The following is a 16,859-nucleotide window of genomic DNA, read 5'->3' as shown; positions in this document are numbered from 1 at the left end:
GTTTGAGAACTGCACAGTGGACGCGAGCATCTGTGGCCAAGTTTTTAAGGGCGCACGGTGGATGCCTTGGTACCAGGAACCGATGAAGGACGTGGGAGGCCGCGATAGGCCCCGGGGAGCTGTCAACCGAGCTTTGATCCGGGGGTGTCCGAATGGGGAAACCCGGCAGTCGTCATGGGCTGTCACCCGCTGCTGAATGTATAGGCAGTGTGGAGGGAACGCGGGGAAGTGAAACATCTCAGTACCCGCAGGAAGAGAAAACAACCGTGATTCCGGGAGTAGTGGCGAGCGAAACCGGATGAGGCCAAACCGTATGTGTGTGATACCCGGCAGGGGTTGCATGTACGGGGTTGTGGGATTGCGCTTCAGTCGTCTGCCGGCGGCTGGGTGAGTCAGAAACCATCATGATAGGCGAAGGACATGCGAAAGGTCCGGCGTAGAGGGTAAGACCCCCGTAGCTGAAATTGTGGTGGCTCACTTGCGTTATTCCCAAGTAGCACGGGGCCCGAGAAATCCTGTGTGAATCTGGCGGGACCACCCGCTAAGCCTAAATATTCCCTGGTGACCGATAGCGGATAGTACCGTGAGGGAATGGTGAAAAGTACCGCGGGAGCGGAGTGAAATAGTACCTGAAACCGTGTGCCTACAAGCCGTGGGAGCGTCGGACATCAGCTTGCTGGTGTCTCGTGACTGCGTGCCTTTTGAAGAATGAGCCTGCGAGTTTGCGGTGTGTTGCGAGGTTAACCCGTGTGGGGAAGCCGTAGCGAAAGCGAGTCCGAACAGGGCGCTGTAGTAGCACGCTCAAGACCCGAAGCGGAGTGATCTAGCCATGGGCAGGTTGAAGCGGCTGTAAGAGGTCGTGGAGGACCGAACCCACCAGGGTTGAAAACCTGGGGGATGACCTGTGGTTAGGGGTGAAAGGCCAATCAAACTCCGTGATAGCTGGTTCTCCCCGAAATGCATTTAGGTGCAGCGTCGTGTGTTTCTTGCCGGAGGTAGAGCACTGGATAGGCGATGGGCCTTACCGGGTTACTGACCTTAGCCAAACTCCGAATGCCGGTAAGTGAGAGCACGGCAGTGAGACTGTGGGGGATAAGCTCCATGGTCGAGAGGGAAACAGCCCAGAGCATCGACTAAGGCCCCTAAGCGTACGCTAAGTGGGAAAGGATGTGGAGTCGCAGAGACAACCAGGAGGTTGGCTTAGAAGCAGCCACCCTTGAAAGAGTGCGTAATAGCTCACTGGTCTAGTGATTCCGCGCCGACAATGTAGCGGGGCTCAAGCGTACCGCCGAAGTCGTGTCATTGCAGCGTGAACGTCCCCAACGGAGGCTGTGATGGGTAGGGGAGCGTCGTGTGCCGGGTGAAGCTGCCGCGTAAGCGAGTGGTGGACGGTTCACGAGTGAGAATGCAGGCATGAGTAGCGATTCACACGTGAGAAACGTGTGCGCCGATTGACTAAGGGTTCCTGGGTCAAGCTGATCTGCCCAGGGTAAGTCGGGACCTAAGGCGAGGCCGACAGGCGTAGTCGATGGATAACCGGTTGATATTCCGGTACCCGCTGTGAAGCGTCAAACATTGAATCCAGTGATGCTAAGCCCGTGAAGCCGCCCTGATCTCTTCGGAGTTGAGGGGAGTGGTGGAGCCGGTGACCCAGGCTGGTAGTAGGTGAGTGATGGGGTGACGCAGGAAGGTAGTCCATCCCGGGCGGTGGTTGTCCCGGGGTAAGGGTGTAGGACGTTGGGTAGGTAAATCCGCCTGGCACATAGTCTGAGACCTGATGCCGAGCCGATTGTGGTGAAGTGGATGATCCTATGCTGTCGAGAAAAGCCTCTAGCGAGTTTCATGGCGGCCCGTACCCTAAACCGACTCAGGTGGTCTGGTAGAGAATACCGAGGCGTTCGGGTGAACTATGGTTAAGGAACTCGGCAAAATGCCCCCGTAACTTCGGGAGAAGGGGGGCCACGCTTGGTGATCACTTTTGCAGTGTGAGCTGGGGGTGGCCGCAGAGACCAGCGAGAAGCGACTGTTTACTAAAAACACAGGTCCGTGCGAAGCCGTAAGGCGATGTATACGGACTGACGCCTGCCCGGTGCTGGAACGTTAAGGGGACCGGTTAGCTGACTTTCGGGTTGGCGAAGCTGAGAACTTAAGCGCCAGTAAACGGCGGTGGTAACTATAACCATCCTAAGGTAGCGAAATTCCTTGTCGGGTAAGTTCCGACCTGCACGAATGGCGTAACGACTTCTCGACTGTCTCAACCATAGGCCCGGTGAAATTGCATTACGAGTAAAGATGCTCGTTTCGCGCAGCAGGACGGAAAGACCCCGGGACCTTTACTACAGTTTGATATTGGTGTTCGGTTCGGCTTGTGTAGGATAGGTGGGAGACTGTGAAGCGGCCACGCCAGTGGTTGTGGAGTCGTTGTTGAAATACCACTCTGGTCGTGCTGGATGTCTAACCCGGGTCCGTGATCCGGATCGGGGACAGTGTCTGATGGGTAGTTTAACTGGGGCGGTTGCCTCCTAAAGAGTAACGGAGGCGCCCAAAGGTTCCCTCAGCCTGGTTGGTAATCAGGTGGTGAGTGTAAGTGCACAAGGGAGCTTGACTGTGAGACCGACGGGTCGAGCAGGGACGAAAGTCGGGACTAGTGATCCGGCGGTGGCTTGTGGAAGCGCCGTCGCTCAACGGATAAAAGGTACCCCGGGGATAACAGGCTGATCTTCCCCAAGAGTCCATATCGACGGGATGGTTTGGCACCTCGATGTCGGCTCGTCGCATCCTGGGGCTGGAGTCGGTCCCAAGGGTTGGGCTGTTCGCCCATTAAAGCGGTACGCGAGCTGGGTTTAGAACGTCGTGAGACAGTTCGGTCCCTATCCGCTGTGCGCGTAGGAATATTGAGAAGGGCTGTCCCTAGTACGAGAGGACCGGGACGGACGAACCTCTGGTGTGCCAGTTGTTCTGCCAAGGGCATGGCTGGTTGGCTACGTTCGGGAGGGATAACCGCTGAAAGCATCTAAGCGGGAAGCCTGCTTCGAGATGAGTATTCCCACCTCCTTGAGAGGGTAAGGCTCCCAGTAGACGACTGGGTTGATAGGCCGGATATGGAAGCCCTGTAAGGGGTGGAGTTGACCGGTACTAATAGGCCGAGGGCTTGTCCTCAGTTGCTCGCGTCCACTGTGTTGGTTCTGAAACCACGAACAACCACACACTGCCCCCGCCTTTTGTGCGGTGTGGCGGGGTGGTTGACGGTTTTATAGTGTTTCGGTGGTCATAGCGCGTGGGAAACGCCCGGTTACATTCCGAACCCGGAAGCTAAGCTGCGTAGCGCCGATGGTACTGCAAGGGGGACCTTGTGGGAGAGTAGGACGCCGCCGAACAATTATTGTCGGGAAGCCCCGCACCATTCACTTGGTGCGGGGCTTTTTCGCGTTTACAGGTATCTTCGGCCGCATGAACGTCATACGCGTAGTGGGTGCCGACGACTGGCCGCAGGCGAAAGAGCTGCGGCTCGCCGCGCTGCGGGACCCCGTGGCCCACCTCGCCTTCCTGGACACGTACGAGAACGCTCTCGGGAAGCCGGACGTGCTCTGGAAGGAGCAGGCCGCGAACTCCGAGGCCGGGGTGAGCAGTCGGCAGTTCGCAGCTGTCGCGCCGGACGGGAGCTGGATGGGGTCGGTGGCCGGCATCGTCGAGGAGGCCGGGGCGCGGGATCACTTCGGGCTGCCCATCGAGGAGCGGCAGGCGCAGCTCGTCGGGGTGTACGTACGGCCCGAACACCGTGGTGGCGGGCGGGTACTGGGGCCGCTCGTCGCGGCCGTGCGCGAATGGGCCGCGGCGGTCGGGGCCGGGCGGTTGCGGCTCTTCGTGCACGCCGAGAACGGGCGGGCGGCGGCAGCGTACGAGAAACTCGGCTTCGTGCCCACCGGGCACCGGGTGCCGGACCAGACGGGGACGGGCGAGGAGCTGGAGTACGTGTGGGAGGGGCCCTTGGCCCGTACCGCCCCTGCCGCGAACGCCGACGGGTGAGGCGTCAGCCTACGAGGTCGGTGTCCGGCCACCTTGTGCGGGCCTGTTCCCGGGAGCGCAGGAGGGCCAGGGGGTGCAGTCCTGCGGCGGGGCCCGTCGTGAGGAGGGCCGGTAGCTCGGGGAACGGGGCGACCGCGGCGACGTCCTCCAGGACGAGGGTCAGTGGTGGGTCGAGCCGACCGGCGGGAGACCCTGCGGCCTCGCGGCGGCCGTGCTCGACCACGTCGGAGGCGAGCGCCGTCGTGAAAGGCATGGCACCGGGGTGCGCCTTGGGGTCCTCGACGGAGACGCCCACGAGGTAGAGCGTTCCCTCTTCGGCGAGGAAGGAATCCAGCCGGGCCGTGTCGGTGCGGTGCGGGGTGCAGGACTCGCGCAGGTGGACCTCGGTGAGACCGGAGAGGGCCCGAGCCGTCAGTTCCTGGGCCATGTCGCGGCGTTCCGGGTACGCGGTGAGCGCGGCCTCCAGCTCGCCCGCGGCACCGGGCGACGCGGTGGGGTGCGTGCGGAGGATGCGGACCGCCTCGTGGACGCGGGTGCCCTGGGCCCAGCGGTGGACGTGGGAGACCGGGCGGCCGTCCGTGTCGGCGGCGTGCAGGAAGCAGCGCAGGAGGGTCTCGGCCGTGTCGGCCGTCGCCGCGTCGAGCCGGGAGGCGGGGCGGACCGGGGCGAGGAGCGCTCTGGCCCGTACCGCAGCGGTCTTCGGGTCGACGCAGCCGGCGGACGGGGACCAGTGGAGTCGGTCGGGTGTGTCGCAGCGCAGCAGCGGGTCGTGGACGAGTACGGGGCCGAGCTTGGCGCGGGCGTCCTTCGTCTCCCGCCACAGCGCGGGCTGGGAGGTGACGACGAGGACGGGGCCCGCCGCCTCCCGTACCGCCTCGATCGCCTCGGCCAGACGGGCCGGGGCGTCGGCGAGGAGGAGCGGGGGGCGGCGCGGCGCGGGGACCGCGGGGGCCGCCAGCTCGGCGGGGGGTGACGGGGGCTCCTCCTTCGTGAGGTCGAGGGCCTCGCGACGGGTTTCGAGGGCCTTCTCGCGGCGACTGAGGGCTTCCTCCTCGCGGCGGGTGAGTTCCTCCTCCTCGCGGCGGAGGGCTGCCTCGCGGCGGCGCAGGGCCTCCTCCCGTATGCGCACGGACTCCTCCCCGGGGAGGAGCGCCGACTCGGGGGCGGCCTCCGGCGGGGGCGGATTCTTGCGGGCGGCGCGGAGGGCGCGGCGGCGGGCGAAGGCGGAGAGAACGAAGAGGACGAGGACGACGAGGACCATCGCGAGGCCGAAGAAGAGGCCCCAGAAGAGGCCGTAGCCGGAGAGCGCCGACGCGGGGGCGTCGGGCCAGGCGGCGTGGAGATCCTTCGGGTCCGTCAGCAGGGAGCGCAGGGCGAGCGGCGTGTTGCGGAGGCTGACCGCCGCGGGCCAGGCGCCGTGCGAGAAGAGGGCGGCGAGGCCGCTCGCGAGCCACAGCAGCAGCGTGATGCCGAGGGCCAGGACGAGGACGCCGAGGAGCACCCCGTCGGGGACACCGCCGGGGCGGCCCGGTGTCGCGTCCTTGCGGGGGCTCATCGGGGCTCGTCCTCTCGTACGACGCCGCTCCGTCTCCCGTACCACCGACGCGCGGACGAGGGACACGGGTGCGTACGACTCGCGTACGACCGTCTCCGGTACGACCCGGGTTCGTGCCGCTCGCGCATGGTCAGGCGACCCCGGAGTGGCGCTGTTCCATGAGTGCCGCGCGTTCGGCGGTCTCGCGTTCGGCGGCGAGGAGTTCCTCGGGGTAGGGCTCGGAGGACTCGGTCATGGCGCGGTCGGTGAAGACGAGGGGGCGTTCGGCCTCGGTGATGAGGTGTTTGACGACCTGGACGTTGCCGTTGACGTCCCACACGGCGATGCCCGGGGTCAGCGTGGGGATGATCTCCTGGGCCCAGCGGGGCAGGCCGAGGACGGTGCCGGTGGCGCGGGCCTCGTCGGCCTTCTGCGCGTAGATCGTGCGCGTCGAGGCCATCTTGAGGATCGCGGCGGCTTCCTTCGCCGCGGCGCCGTCGACGACGTCGGAGAGGTGGTGGACGACGGCGACGAAGGAGAGGCCGAGGCGGCGGCCGAACTTCAGGAGGCGCTGGAAGAGCTGGGCGACGAAGGGGCTGTTGATGATGTGCCATGCCTCTTCGACGAGGAAGATGCGCTTCTTGCGGTCGGGCCTGATCCAGGTGTGTTCGAGCCAGACGCCGACGATCGCCATGAGGATCGGCATGGCGATGGAGTTGCGGTCGATGTGCGAGAGGTCGAAGACGATGAGGGGCGCGTCGAGGTCGATGCCGACCGTCGTGGGGCCGTCGAACATGCCGCGCAGGTCGCCGTCGACGAGGCGGTCGAGGACGAGTGCGACGTCGAGTCCCCAGGCGCGGACGTCCTCCAGGGCGACGTTCATCGCCTCGGCGGACTCCGGCTCGGGGTGGCGGAGCTGTTCGACGATGTCGGTGAGGACGGGCTGGCGGCCGGTGACGGTCTCGTTGACGTAGGAGTGCGCGACCTTGAGCGCGAAGCCGGAGCGCTCGTCGAGGCCGTGGCCCATCGCGACCTCGATGATCGTACGGAGCAGGGCGAGCTGTCCCGTCGTGGTGATCGCGGGGTCGAGCGGGTTGAGGCGGATGCCCATGTCCAGGGCCGCGGTCGGGTCCAGGCGGATGGGGGTTATGCCGAGCTGCGAGGCGATGAGGTTCCACTCGCCGACGCCGTCCTCGCCCTGTGCGTCGAGGACGACGACCTGGCGGTCGCGGAAGCGCAGCTGGCGCATCACGTACGTCTTCTCCAGCGCCGATTTGCCGTTGCCGGACTCGCCGAGGACGAGCCAGTGGGGGGCGGGGAGCTGCTGACCGTAGAGCTGGAAGGGGTCGTAGATGTAGCCCTTCCCGCTGTAGACCTCGCGGCCGATGATGACGCCGGAGTCGCCGAGACCCGGGGCGGCGGTGGGGAGGTAGACGGCCTGGGCCTGCCCTGTCGAGGTGCGGACCGGGAGACGGGTGGTCTCGACCTTTCCGAAGAGGAATGCGGCGAAGGCGTCGGTGAGGAGGGTCAGCGGGTCCTTCATCTCGGGCTCCCGGGCGGTGGCGGGTCGTGCGATGGATGCCGGCGGGGCGGCGGGTCGGTCGCGGGATGGATGCCGGTGGGGCGGCGGATCAGTCGTGGGGCGGAGTCTGCGGCAGGACGGCGTTCGTACGGGGGAGGCGGGGAAATCCGTCCGGCGGGGGACGCCTGGGCGGGGGTGGGCGGTGGAGGATGGTCAGCGGTGGATGAGGGTGCGGGGGCTTTGGCGGGCGCGGGTGCGGGTGGCGGTGGTGGTGGTCGTGCTCATCGCGGGGGTCAGCGGCGGATGCCGGTGGCGAAGGGGAGGGTGTTGACGAAGGCGCGGTGGTGTTCGCGGTCGCACCATTCGAGCTTGAGGTAGGACTTGCCGGCGGAGGCGCGGATGGTGCGCTTGTCGCGGGCGAGGGCTTCGGGGTGACGGGAGGAGACGGTGATCCAGCCGACGAGGTTGACTCCGGCGGCGCCGCTGGCGAGGTCGTCGCCGCGCTGGTCGATACGGCCCGACGCGGCCATGTCGCGGGGGTCGACGGTGCGGTTGAGCTTGGCGGCGCGGCTGGCGTCGGCGGCGTCGTTGGTCTTCTCGGTCAGCATCCGCTCGATGGCGATCTCGGTGGGTTCGAGGTCCATCGTGACGGCGACGGTGCGGATGACGTCGGGGGTGTGGACGAGGAGGGGGGCGAGGAAGTTCACGCCGACCGGGGTCATGGGCCATTCCTTGACCCAGGCGGTGGCGTGGCACCAGGGCTCGCGGGTCGCGGACTCGCGGGTCTTCGCCTGGAGGTAGGTGGGCTCGGTGGCGTCGAGCTCGGCGGGCCAGGCGTTGCGGCGGGTCATGGCCTGGAGGTGGTCGATGGGGTGGTCGGGGTCGTACATGGAGTGGATGAGGGAGGCGAGGCGGCCCTGGCCGAGGGGCTGGCGGACGCGGATGTCGGCTTCCTGGAGGCGGGAGCAGATGTCGGTCAGCTCGCGGGCCATGACGATGGCGAGGCCCGCGTCGCGGTCGAGCTTGCGGCCGCCCTGGGGGCGCGCGGCCTTGGCCATGGCGTTCGCCTCGGCGGCGAGTTCGCGCCCGTAGTCCATGCAGGCGACGAGGTAGGCGCGGTGCTGCTCGCTGGAGGTGGAGACCATGGAGAGGAGCTGCTCGTAGCTGTCCTGGAGCCAGAGCGGGGAGCGCTGGTCGCCGCGCTGGCTGACGTCCTTGGCGTGGGCGTCGGGGTCGGCGGGGAGCGTGCGGGCGAGCATTTGCAGGCGGGTGACGAAGCCGTCGCCGTTGGCCACGTGCTTGAGGAGGGTGCCGAAGCGGTCGACGAGGGCTTCCTGGTCCTCGGAGTCGCGCAGGCCGACGCCGGGGCCCTCGATCTCGATGGCGGCGGTGACGGTGCGGCGGTCGGCGTGGAGGAGGACGGCGATCTCGTCGGGGCCGAAGGGGGCGGAGAGCCAGGAGATGCGGCCGATGCCGGGGGGCGGGCCGACCTCGATCTCGCGGCCGTCGATGCGGGTGCCGGCCTCGGCGGCGCCGGAGCGGTAGGCGGCCTGGCCACTGCGGTTGAGCCGCTTGAAGCTGCGGTTGATCTCGTACCACTTGTAGACGGTGCGACGCTTGTACGGGACGTAGACGGCGGCGAGAGCGATGAGGGGGAAGCCCATGAGGAGGACGAGGCGCAGGGCGAGGAAGGGGACGAGGAGTCCGCACATCATGCCGAGGAAGGCCCCGGCGATGATGAGGGCGAGTTCGCCGCTCTCGCGGTTGCGGCCGATGACGGCGTTGGGCCGTGCGCGGCCGATGAGATAGGTGCGGCGGGGCGCGTAGGTCTGTGGCGGGGTCGTCAACGCCCTTCACCTCCCGTGCTGTTGGTGCCCGTGCCTCGGTTGGACGCGTGCGGGGTCTGGGTGGCGGAGCGGGGGGCGGGGGCGGCTGCTTGCTGGGCGCCGCCGCGGGTGCCGTGGGCGGCGATGCCTTCGCCGACCGAGTGGGGGGCCTTGGAGCCGCCCTGGTTCTGGCCGCCGCCGGAGTTGCCGCCGCCGTCGTTGCGGGTGCTGTGGGTCTTGATGCCCTGGGCGACGAAGGAGGCGGGGGAGGAGAGGACGGCTGCGGCGCGGGACTCGGCGCCCTGCTGCATGCGGTTGGAGCGGGAGGCGACGAGTTCGTCGCCGAAGCCGGGGACGAAGCGGTAGATCATGGCGCTCGCGAAGATGGCGAGCAGGATGATCGCGAGGCCGGAGACGACGGCTGAGAAGGCGGAGGGGCCTTCGTCGCCGGCGAGGGCGCCGGCGAGGCCGAGGACGATGACGATGACGGGTTTCACGAGGATGACCGCGATCATGACGCCGGCCCAGCGGCGGACGTGGCCCCACATGTTCTTGTCGACGAGGCCCGCGTAGACGACGGTGCCGAGGAGGGCGCCGACGTAGAGGAGGGCGGCGCGGATGACCAGTTCGAGCCAGAGGACGCCGGCGGCGAGGATCGAGACGAGGGAGACGACGACGAGCATGATGGGGCCGCCGCCGATGTCGTCGCCCTGGTCGAGGGCCTTGGAGAAGGAGCCGAAGAAGACGTCGGTCTGGCTGCCGGTGGTGCGGGAGAGGACGGCGGTGATGCCGTCGGTGGCGGAGACGACGGTGTAGAGGATGAGGGGGGTGAAGGCGGAGGCGAGGACGGTGAGCCAGAGGAAACCGACCGCTTCGGTGATGGCCGTGGTGAGGGGGACACCGCGGACGGCTCGCTTGGCCACGGCGAGGAGCCAGAGGAGGAGGGTGAGGATGGTGGAGGCGGCGAAGACGACGGCGTACTGCTGGAGGAACTTGGGGTTGGTGAAGTCGACGTTGGCGGTGCTTTTGACGGCTTCGGAGAGTTTGTCGACGGTCCAGGAGGCGGCGTCGGCACAGCCGTTGGCGAGGGAGGCGAGGGGGTCGAGGGCGTCGGGAACTTTGGTGGAGGGCCCGCCCGAGTCGCCGCGCTCGCAGTAGGAGCGGGCGGCTGCTCGCAACTCGTCGCACGGGTTGTCGGACGGCTCGGGGGTGGGCGCCGCGGTGGCGCCGCGGGCGGCGGCGAGCGCGATCGTCTGAAGGAGGCCCAGCACTCCCGTCAGGCCCCAGACCCTTCGCGAGCGGAGGAGCGCGTTACCGGGCATAGGTGAATCCTCCGAACTGCTCCACGGCCTTCTGCATGTCCTCGGAGGAGGAGACCCGCTGATCACCATTGACCGGCGTCGGGCCTTCCTCCTGTTTGTCGTCGTCGACCTTCCAGTCCTGGCCCGTCCAGGTCAGCTCGAAAGTGGTCGTGTACCAGCTCTCGGTCACCGGGTGCTGCGTGGACTCCCCAGCGAAGCCGAAGAGTGTTGAGTACCAGACGGCGACGGACGCTTTGGTGTCGGAATAGCTCTCGGCCTTCGTGCCCAGCGGGCTGGAACGGGAGATGAAGGTGAGCCCGTCGGGCGCCGATCCGTCAGGGGCAAGGCCGATTCTGGCGAGGAAGTCCTTGTCGCTGTACACCTTGTCGAGGCGCGCGGTGCGCTGTGCGGCGACCTGCGAGGTGTAGACGGCGGTGAGGATTCCGGGACGTCGGTCCTTGTCGAACATCCCGTCCGACCCCAGTGCCACCGTGTAGTTCGCGGCAGCGCTCTGGGCGCCCTCTTTGGTGTGGGGGTAGCCCGCGGGGATTCCGGATTGGCTCGGGGGTTGGGTGGGTTTGGTGCCGGTGGGGGTGGTGGGGGCTGGGGCGGGGGCCTTGGCGGGGGTGGTGTCGGGGTGGGAGGGGGAGTCGTCGGTGTTCTGGTTCGCGAAGGCGATCGCCGCGATGAGGAGGGCGACGACGGCGCCGATGACGACGAGGCCGCGCGAGGGGCGGCGGGGGGCCGGGCCGCGCGGGGGGCCGGCGCGGTCGGGGAGGCGGGTGCGGGTCTGCCCGGTGCCGCCGTAGTCGTCGGGGAGCGGGGGCACCCCGTACCGGTGGTCGTCGCCCGTGCTCATGCCGCCTGCGCCCCCTCGGCCGTTGGGTGAACCCTCACGCGGCCCGCGGTGCGGTGCGCGTAGTACGAAGGTAGCCCGGTGGACGGCCGTTCGCGCGGGGTGTGGTGACTGGACATCAGGGACATCAGGGAGACGCAACCTCAGCCGGTGGCACGGGGGACAGGGGTGACGCGGGTGGCGTGCGGGGCACCCCCGTGGCCCCGGTCGTGCCGTCCCGCGACTGGACGGCGCAGCCGTGTGCGTGGCTAGACGGCCATGCCGTACACGATCGTGAAGACCGTGCCGAGGGAGCCGATGATGAAGACTCCGCTGAGCCCGGCGATGATGAGCCCCTTGCCCTGCTCGGCGCTGAAGGTGTCGCGCAGCGCCGTCGCGCCGATGCGCTGCTTGGCCGCGCCCCAGATCGCGATGGCCAGGCAGAGGATGATCGCGAAGGCCATGACCACCTGGATCATGACGCGGGCCTCGCTGCCGAGGCTCCCGAAGGGGCCCCAGTCCGGGGCGATCCCGCCGATGATCGTGTTGATGTCGCCCTTGTCGGCCGCCATAAGCATGTAACTCACCGCCCCTAACGGGTTGTTCCGTCCTCTGCTCGACACAGAGGTCTCGCTCATTGTCGCTGACTCCGGCGCCTGTGCATGTCGACTTGGCGTCAAACCTGGCCGAGTTTTGCCTTCTTTCCGCTCTTGAGAACCGGACCGAAGGGGTGGAAGGGGACACGCCCGCCCGCGTGATTACTCTGTGTATCATGCGATGTGACTGCGGGCAATGATGCGGGCGTGTCCCCGGCGGGTCGCTCCAACGGGTGAAGGAGCGGGAGGACGGGTGGGGGTGGGGTCACGTCAGGTGATGTGCAGTCATGTGATTGCTCCTCATACTGGCTGATCGTCCCGCTTCTGCCTACATCTCCGCGTGCTGCGATGAACGGCTCATATGGCTGGTACGCGCGCCCCGTGCTCCCGTACACCGTGGCGAAGCGCTCCCTCATGGGGGAGAGTTGACGCGTGCGCAAGTTCTGGCTGATCGGCTCGCTGCTCGCCGTCCTCGGGACGGGGTTCGTGGCGCTCCTCGTCGTCGGCGTCTTCGTCGTCGCCGGAAACCTCACCGGTGGTGGCGCGGGCCGCGCGACCGGTCTCGCGAAGGGCTCGGTGCCCGCCGCGTACCAGGCGCTCGTGCAGAAGTGGGGCAACCTGTGCCCCGCCCTCACGCCCGCGCTCCTCGCCTCGCAGCTCTACCAGGAGTCCGGTTTCAACCCGCGTGCCCGCAGCGCGGCGGCGGCCGAGGGCATCGCGCAGTTCATCCCGAGCACGTGGGCCTCGCACGGCGTCGACGGCGACAAGGACGGCGTGCGGGACGTGTGGAATCCGGCCGACGCGATTCCGTCGGCCGCCTCGTACGACTGCGAACTCGCCTCCTACGTCAAGAACGTGCCGGGCGACCAGTCGGCGAACATGCTCGCCGCCTACAACGCCGGTCCCGACGCGGTGATCCGGTACGGCGGAATCCCGCCGTACAGCGAGACGCGGAACTACGTGAAGACCATCCGCGGCCTGGAGGAGAGCTTCTCCGCCCCGGCCGGACGGCTCCAGCCCTCCGAGCAGGCCGCGGCGGCGATCTCGTACGCGCAGGGCAAGCTCGGCACGCCGTACCTGTGGGGTGGTACGGGGACGGCGGCGCAGCGCGGGCGCTTCGACTGCTCGGGGCTCACGCAGGCCGCGTACGAAAGCGTCGGTATCGATCTGCCGCGCGTCGCGAACGATCAGTACAACGCGGGGCCGCACCCCGCGCGGAACGAACTGCTCCCCGGTGATCTCGTTTTCTTCTCCGACGATCTGAGCAATTCGCGCGCCATCCGGCACGTCGGGATCTACGTCGGTGGCGGCTACATGATCGACGCGCCCCGTACCGGCGCCGTCATCCGCTTCGACCCGGTCGACACCCCCGACTACTTCGGCGCGACCCGCGTCACGCAGGCCGCCGCCGCCGCGCTCCCGGAACCGGGCGCGAGCGATTCGCTGCGGCCCGTCGACGAGGACCGCGAGGCGGCGAGGAAGAAGGCGGAGGCGAAGGAGAAGGCGGGGGCCGACGTGGGCGGCGTCGATGCGAAGGGGGCGAGCGCGGAGGACATGGGTGCGGAGGGTGGCGGGGCGGAGGCCGGTGGCGGGGCGGCCGTTGCCGGTGAGCCGTCCGGTGCCGCGTCGCCCTCGCCCGGGGCCGCCGCGCTGGCCGGTGCGGGGGTGGGGCCGCGACGCGCGGACTGACGGAGGGCGGCCCCGGACCCGTACAACAGGCCCGGCGGGCATCCGGCACGGCGGGGATCGCGTTTGCGGCGTCCCCCGCGTGGCGTACATCAGGCGTCGTACGCCGCGGGTCTCTCGTACGCGAGAGGGAGGTCGCTCCTCCTGAGGGGCCCGGCGCCCGGACCCACGGCCCTCGCGCCCCCCTTGTGGCCCTGTGCGCCCCCGCTCGCGGCGGGGGTCCTGAGCTGCGCGGACGCGTCTCTCTTCGATAACGTCTGGGTGATCATTCGGTGGAGTGCGGAACGCGGGGGCAGGGAGCAGGCGTTCCCTGTTCAGGACCACAGGTGTGTGCGCGAGCGGAGCGGTGCCGGCCGGTGCCGACCACGGGGGTTGGTGAGGGACGTACGCCGTGTGCGTCCCGGTACGAAAGACAAGGGGCCGCGGCACGATGGCTGGACTCGACACTTCCGGGTCGAACCCCGATGTCAGCCTGCTCTTCGACATCAACGGCCTCACCGAGCACTCCCCGAGCTGGTGCGATCAGGCCGTGCGCTTCCTCGGCGAGTACGGGCTGCCGGTGCTCGCCGTGCTGCTCGTGCTGTGGTGCTGGTGGGGCGTCAGGCGGCGCGACACCCTCGACGCGGCGGCCTCCTCCGTGGCCGCGGTGGTCTGGGCGCCGCTGGCCGCCGCGCTCGCGGTGGGCGTGAACATCCCGATCCGCGGTTTCGTCGAGCGGCCCCGGCCCTTCGTCGACCACAAGGGCCTTGAGGTCCTGGAGCCGGGCAAGACCGACTTCTCCTTCGTGAGCGATCACTCGACGCTGACGATGGCGATCGGCGTCTCGCTCTTCCTCGCCCACCGCAAGCTCGGTCTGGTCGGCATCGGGCTCGCGGTGCTGGAGGGGTTCTGCCGGGTCCTCATGGGCGTGCACTACCCCACGGACGTGGTCGGCGGCTTCGCGCTCGGCACGGCCGTCGCGCTGCTGCTCTCGCCGCTCTTCACGGCACTGTTCACCCCCGTGCTGCGCGCCGTGGGCCGCGGCCGCGCGGGGCGCCTCGTGTGGGCGGGCGGCGGTACGGACGGTACGGAGGACGAGCGCGGCGCCGCCGGGGAGCGGGAGCCGCGGGAGGCCGACGGGGCGGTGCGGCCCGCGCGGGCGGGCGAGGACCGGGACCTGGCGGCGTAGCCGGGTAACCGGAGACGCGACGGGACGGGGCCCGGGGCGAAGCCCGCGCTGTGGCCCGGGACGGGGTCTGCGGCGAGGCGAATCCGCTGACGTTTCGCCTGTCTCGTACGTTTCGCGGGGAGTCGGTTACGACCCCGTACGCGCTTCCGTTTCCGCGTCCCGCAGGTGCTCCGCCGCGTCCGAGCGGGCCTTGGAGCGGGCGCGGCGGGCGGGGCCGCGCCAGCCGCACAGGCAGGTGGCGGTGCAGAAGGGGCCGCGTTCCTGGGTCGTGGTGCGGTGGGCGTCGCCCTGGGTCTCCTCGGAGGTCACCTCTTCACGGTAGTCCTGGAGGACCAGACGTAGGCCCTGGGGCTGATTTCGTGGATTCCCAGGTGGGCGGCGTGACGGCCGTACCTATTGTTCGTTGACCCGATGAGTGCCCGGGTGGACGAGTGGGTGCGAGAGGTGGACACGCCGGGCTGCCGAGCGCCGGTCGTGCGCCGGGTGGATGACCCGTAAATGGTCCGTCCGTGTCATGCGCCCGGCGCACGCGGCTCCCTACGCTGGGCCGCGCGCCGTCCGGGAAGAGTGCCCGAGAAGGGGCCCGGAAAGGGCCTCGGAAGGGTCCGGGAGAAGGGGGTGAGCCAAGGTGACGACAGCTTTCGCGGTCGAGGACCCGGTGGCCCTCGCGGAGATCGAGCTCTGCGGGGAGCTGATGATCGCGGCCGTCTGCTCGTGCGAGGAGCGGCTGAGCGTCGAGCGGATCGACGAGGTGTTGCAGGTGAGAGGGACGGGCCGCGGTGACGTGAGCGGGTACGGCGGCTGAGTCGGCCGGGGCCGGACTGGCCCGGTAGGCCGGACGGGCCGGGGCGGTGCCGTGGGGGCGAGACCCCCGGCGCCTCGCGGGACGCGCGGGCGGCCGTGGACCCGTCGGCCGTACGGCCCTCGGCCCTACCGGCTCTCGGCCCGCCGCCCTTCGCGTGCGGCCCTCACGCGTACGGCCCCGCGTGACCCGGCCCCGCGTGACCCGGCCCCGCCCCTCGCGGTCCCTCACGTACGGAGCATCCGTGCGATGGCCCGTGTGGCCTCCGCGACCTTCTCCTCGACCTCGTCCCCGCCCCGTACCGCCGCGTCCGCCACACAGTGCCGCAGGTGCTCCTCCAGGAGTTGGAGGGCGAAGGACTGGAGGGCCTTCGTGGAGGCGGAGACCTGGGTGAGTATGTCGATGCAGTACTGGTCCTCCTCGACCATCCGCTGCAGGCCGCGGATCTGGCCCTCGATGCGGCGCAGGCGCTTGAGGTGCTCCTGCTTGTGGTCGTGGTAGCCGTGCACGGCGTGCTCGGCCGTGCCCGCGGGCACGGCGCCGGGCGTCTCGGGCGCCCCGGTGGGAGTCGCCGCTCCGGTGCCTTCGGCCTCGGTGGTCGTCATCGCGTCCTCCCGGTAGGGGGCCGTGGGGACCACGGCGCAGATGTGAGCTGTCCGACACCCCTCGCGGACCGCCGGGTCCCGGGGGGTTACGGCCAGTGTGGGGCAGGCTGCGCAGAAGCGTCGAGACGGGCGCTGAGCGGCCCCTCTATACCCCGCATGGGTATATTGTACCGATATTTCCGATCTGTTGGGATCGGTTCTGTTCCTCTTGGGCCGGTTGGGGCCCTGTGATGATCGCCCGCTTTCATGGGCGACACTGTGAAAGCCGGTTCGCCGTGGCCGGATGATGCGCCTAGCATCAGCCTGACCGAACCCAGAGGACACCGAGGACCCCACGTGCGTTTTCGTCTGACCCCCCGGGAGACGAGTTTCTACGACATGTTCGCCGCGTCCGCGGACAACATCGTCACGGGCTCCAAGCTCCTCATGGAACTGCTCGGGGCGGACCCCTCCGCCCGGGCCGAGATCGCCGAACGCATGCGGGCCGCGGAACACGCCGGGGACGACGCGACGCATGCCATCTTCCACCAGCTGAACTCCTCCTTCATCACGCCGTTCGACCGCGAGGACATCTACACCCTCGCCGGTTCGCTCGACGACATCATGGACTTCATGGAGGAGGCGGTCGATCTCGTCGTCCTTTATCAGATCGACCAGCTTCCCAAGGGTGTCGAGCAGCAGATCGAGGTCCTCCACCGTGCGGCGGAGCTGACCGCCGAGGCGATGCCCAACCTGCGGACGATGGACAACCTCACCGAGTACTGGATCGAGGTGAACCGTCTGGAGAACCAGGCGGACCAGATCCACCGCAAGCTCCTCGCGCACCTGTTCAACGGGAAGTACGACGCCATCGAGGTGCTGAAGCTCAAGCAGATCGTCGACGTCCTCGAAGAGGCCGCCGACGCGTTCGAGCACGTCGCGAACACGGTGGAGACCATCGCGGTCAAGGAGTCCTGAC

The 16,859-nt window shown here is 68.5% G+C and carries 13 protein-coding genes and 2 rRNA genes; 7 read left to right on the top strand and 8 right to left on the bottom strand.

Translation table 11 applies throughout. From position 1 onward, the window contains the following. The first annotated feature begins 34 nt into the window (after positions 1-34). The 3 genes from STTU_RS14635 (at position 35) to STTU_RS14625 (ending at position 4,026) form a co-directional block, all read left to right on the top strand. Positions 35-3,159, top strand: a 23S ribosomal RNA gene (locus STTU_RS14635). Positions 3,160-3,260: 101 nt separating this feature from the next. Then, a 5S ribosomal RNA gene (rrf, locus tag STTU_RS14630) occupies positions 3,261-3,377 on the top strand. 73 nt (positions 3,378-3,450) lie between these two features. Next, positions 3,451-4,026, top strand: a complete 576-nt coding sequence (locus STTU_RS14625; protein WP_007824164.1) for a GNAT family N-acetyltransferase — start codon at positions 3,451-3,453, stop codon at positions 4,024-4,026. 4 nt (positions 4,027-4,030) lie between these two features. Here the strand turns inward: STTU_RS14625 and STTU_RS14620 are convergent, their stop codons facing one another. From STTU_RS14620 to STTU_RS14595, 6 genes are all read right to left on the bottom strand, one after another. Beyond that, positions 4,031-5,581 carry a type VI secretion protein gene (locus STTU_RS14620; protein WP_043255227.1) on the bottom strand — a complete coding sequence of 517 codons (1,551 nt, stop codon included), beginning with the start codon at positions 5,579-5,581 and terminating at the stop codon, positions 4,031-4,033. A 130-nt stretch (positions 5,582-5,711) separates the two neighbouring features. After that, positions 5,712-7,103, bottom strand: coding sequence for an ATP-binding protein (locus STTU_RS14615; RefSeq protein WP_007824160.1), 1,392 nt, complete (start codon positions 7,101-7,103; stop codon positions 5,712-5,714). 272 nt (positions 7,104-7,375) lie between these two features. Further along, complete coding sequence (locus tag STTU_RS14610; protein ID WP_043255225.1) at positions 7,376-8,929, bottom strand: SCO6880 family protein; 1,554 nt, start codon at positions 8,927-8,929, stop codon at positions 7,376-7,378. Further along, positions 8,926-10,230: a membrane protein gene (locus tag STTU_RS14605; RefSeq protein WP_043255224.1), complete on the bottom strand. Its 1,305-nt coding sequence runs from the start codon at positions 10,228-10,230 to the stop codon at positions 8,926-8,928. Before STTU_RS14605 ends, STTU_RS14610 begins: the two co-directional genes overlap by 4 nt. Beyond that, positions 10,220-11,068 (bottom strand): hypothetical protein, encoded by an 849-nt coding sequence (locus tag STTU_RS14600; RefSeq protein ID WP_043255222.1) that lies wholly within the window; start codon positions 11,066-11,068, stop codon positions 10,220-10,222. The genes STTU_RS14605 and STTU_RS14600 overlap by 11 nt, the downstream gene beginning before the upstream one ends. A 245-nt stretch (positions 11,069-11,313) precedes the next feature. Continuing rightward, the gene (locus STTU_RS14595) at positions 11,314-11,622 is read right to left on the bottom strand and encodes a hypothetical protein (RefSeq protein ID WP_008746622.1); all 309 of its coding nucleotides are present in this window, start codon (positions 11,620-11,622) and stop codon (positions 11,314-11,316) included. A 450-nt stretch (positions 11,623-12,072) separates the two neighbouring features. Here STTU_RS14595 and STTU_RS14590 point away from each other — a divergent pair, with 450 nt between their 5' ends. After that, a complete protein-coding gene (locus STTU_RS14590; RefSeq protein ID WP_007824151.1) occupies positions 12,073-13,329 on the top strand; it encodes an NlpC/P60 family protein in 1,257 nt (418 codons plus the stop codon). A gap of 427 nt (positions 13,330-13,756) precedes the next feature. Next, positions 13,757-14,494: a phosphatase PAP2 family protein gene (locus tag STTU_RS14585; RefSeq protein WP_007824149.1), complete on the top strand. Its 738-nt coding sequence runs from the start codon at positions 13,757-13,759 to the stop codon at positions 14,492-14,494. 126 nt (positions 14,495-14,620) lie between these two features. Here STTU_RS14585 and STTU_RS14580 read toward each other — a convergent pair whose 3' ends face one another. Beyond that, positions 14,621-14,803 (bottom strand): hypothetical protein, encoded by a 183-nt coding sequence (locus STTU_RS14580; RefSeq protein ID WP_007824147.1) that lies wholly within the window; start codon positions 14,801-14,803, stop codon positions 14,621-14,623. A 319-nt stretch (positions 14,804-15,122) separates the two neighbouring features. Between STTU_RS14580 and STTU_RS34930 the strand changes: the two genes are divergently transcribed. After that, the gene (locus STTU_RS34930) at positions 15,123-15,299 is read left to right on the top strand and encodes a hypothetical protein (protein WP_010277754.1); all 177 of its coding nucleotides are present in this window, start codon (positions 15,123-15,125) and stop codon (positions 15,297-15,299) included. A gap of 224 nt (positions 15,300-15,523) precedes the next feature. On the opposite strand, the gene STTU_RS14575 is transcribed toward STTU_RS34930, so the two are convergent. Then, the gene (locus tag STTU_RS14575) at positions 15,524-15,901 is read right to left on the bottom strand and encodes a metal-sensitive transcriptional regulator (protein WP_007824143.1); all 378 of its coding nucleotides are present in this window, start codon (positions 15,899-15,901) and stop codon (positions 15,524-15,526) included. A gap of 336 nt (positions 15,902-16,237) precedes the next feature. Here STTU_RS14575 and STTU_RS14570 point away from each other — a divergent pair, with 336 nt between their 5' ends. Further along, positions 16,238-16,858, top strand: coding sequence for a DUF47 domain-containing protein (locus STTU_RS14570; RefSeq protein WP_007824141.1), 621 nt, complete (start codon positions 16,238-16,240; stop codon positions 16,856-16,858). The last annotated feature ends 1 nt before the right edge of the window (position 16,859 follow it).

Origin of the sequence: Streptomyces sp. Tu6071, from assembly GCF_000213055.1 — a bacterium.
Taxonomy (GTDB): Bacteria; Actinomycetota; Actinomycetes; order Streptomycetales; family Streptomycetaceae; genus Streptomyces; species Streptomyces evansiae.
The sequence above is the reverse complement of the archived record's forward strand: the minus strand, read 5'-3'. Positions and strand labels throughout refer to the sequence as shown.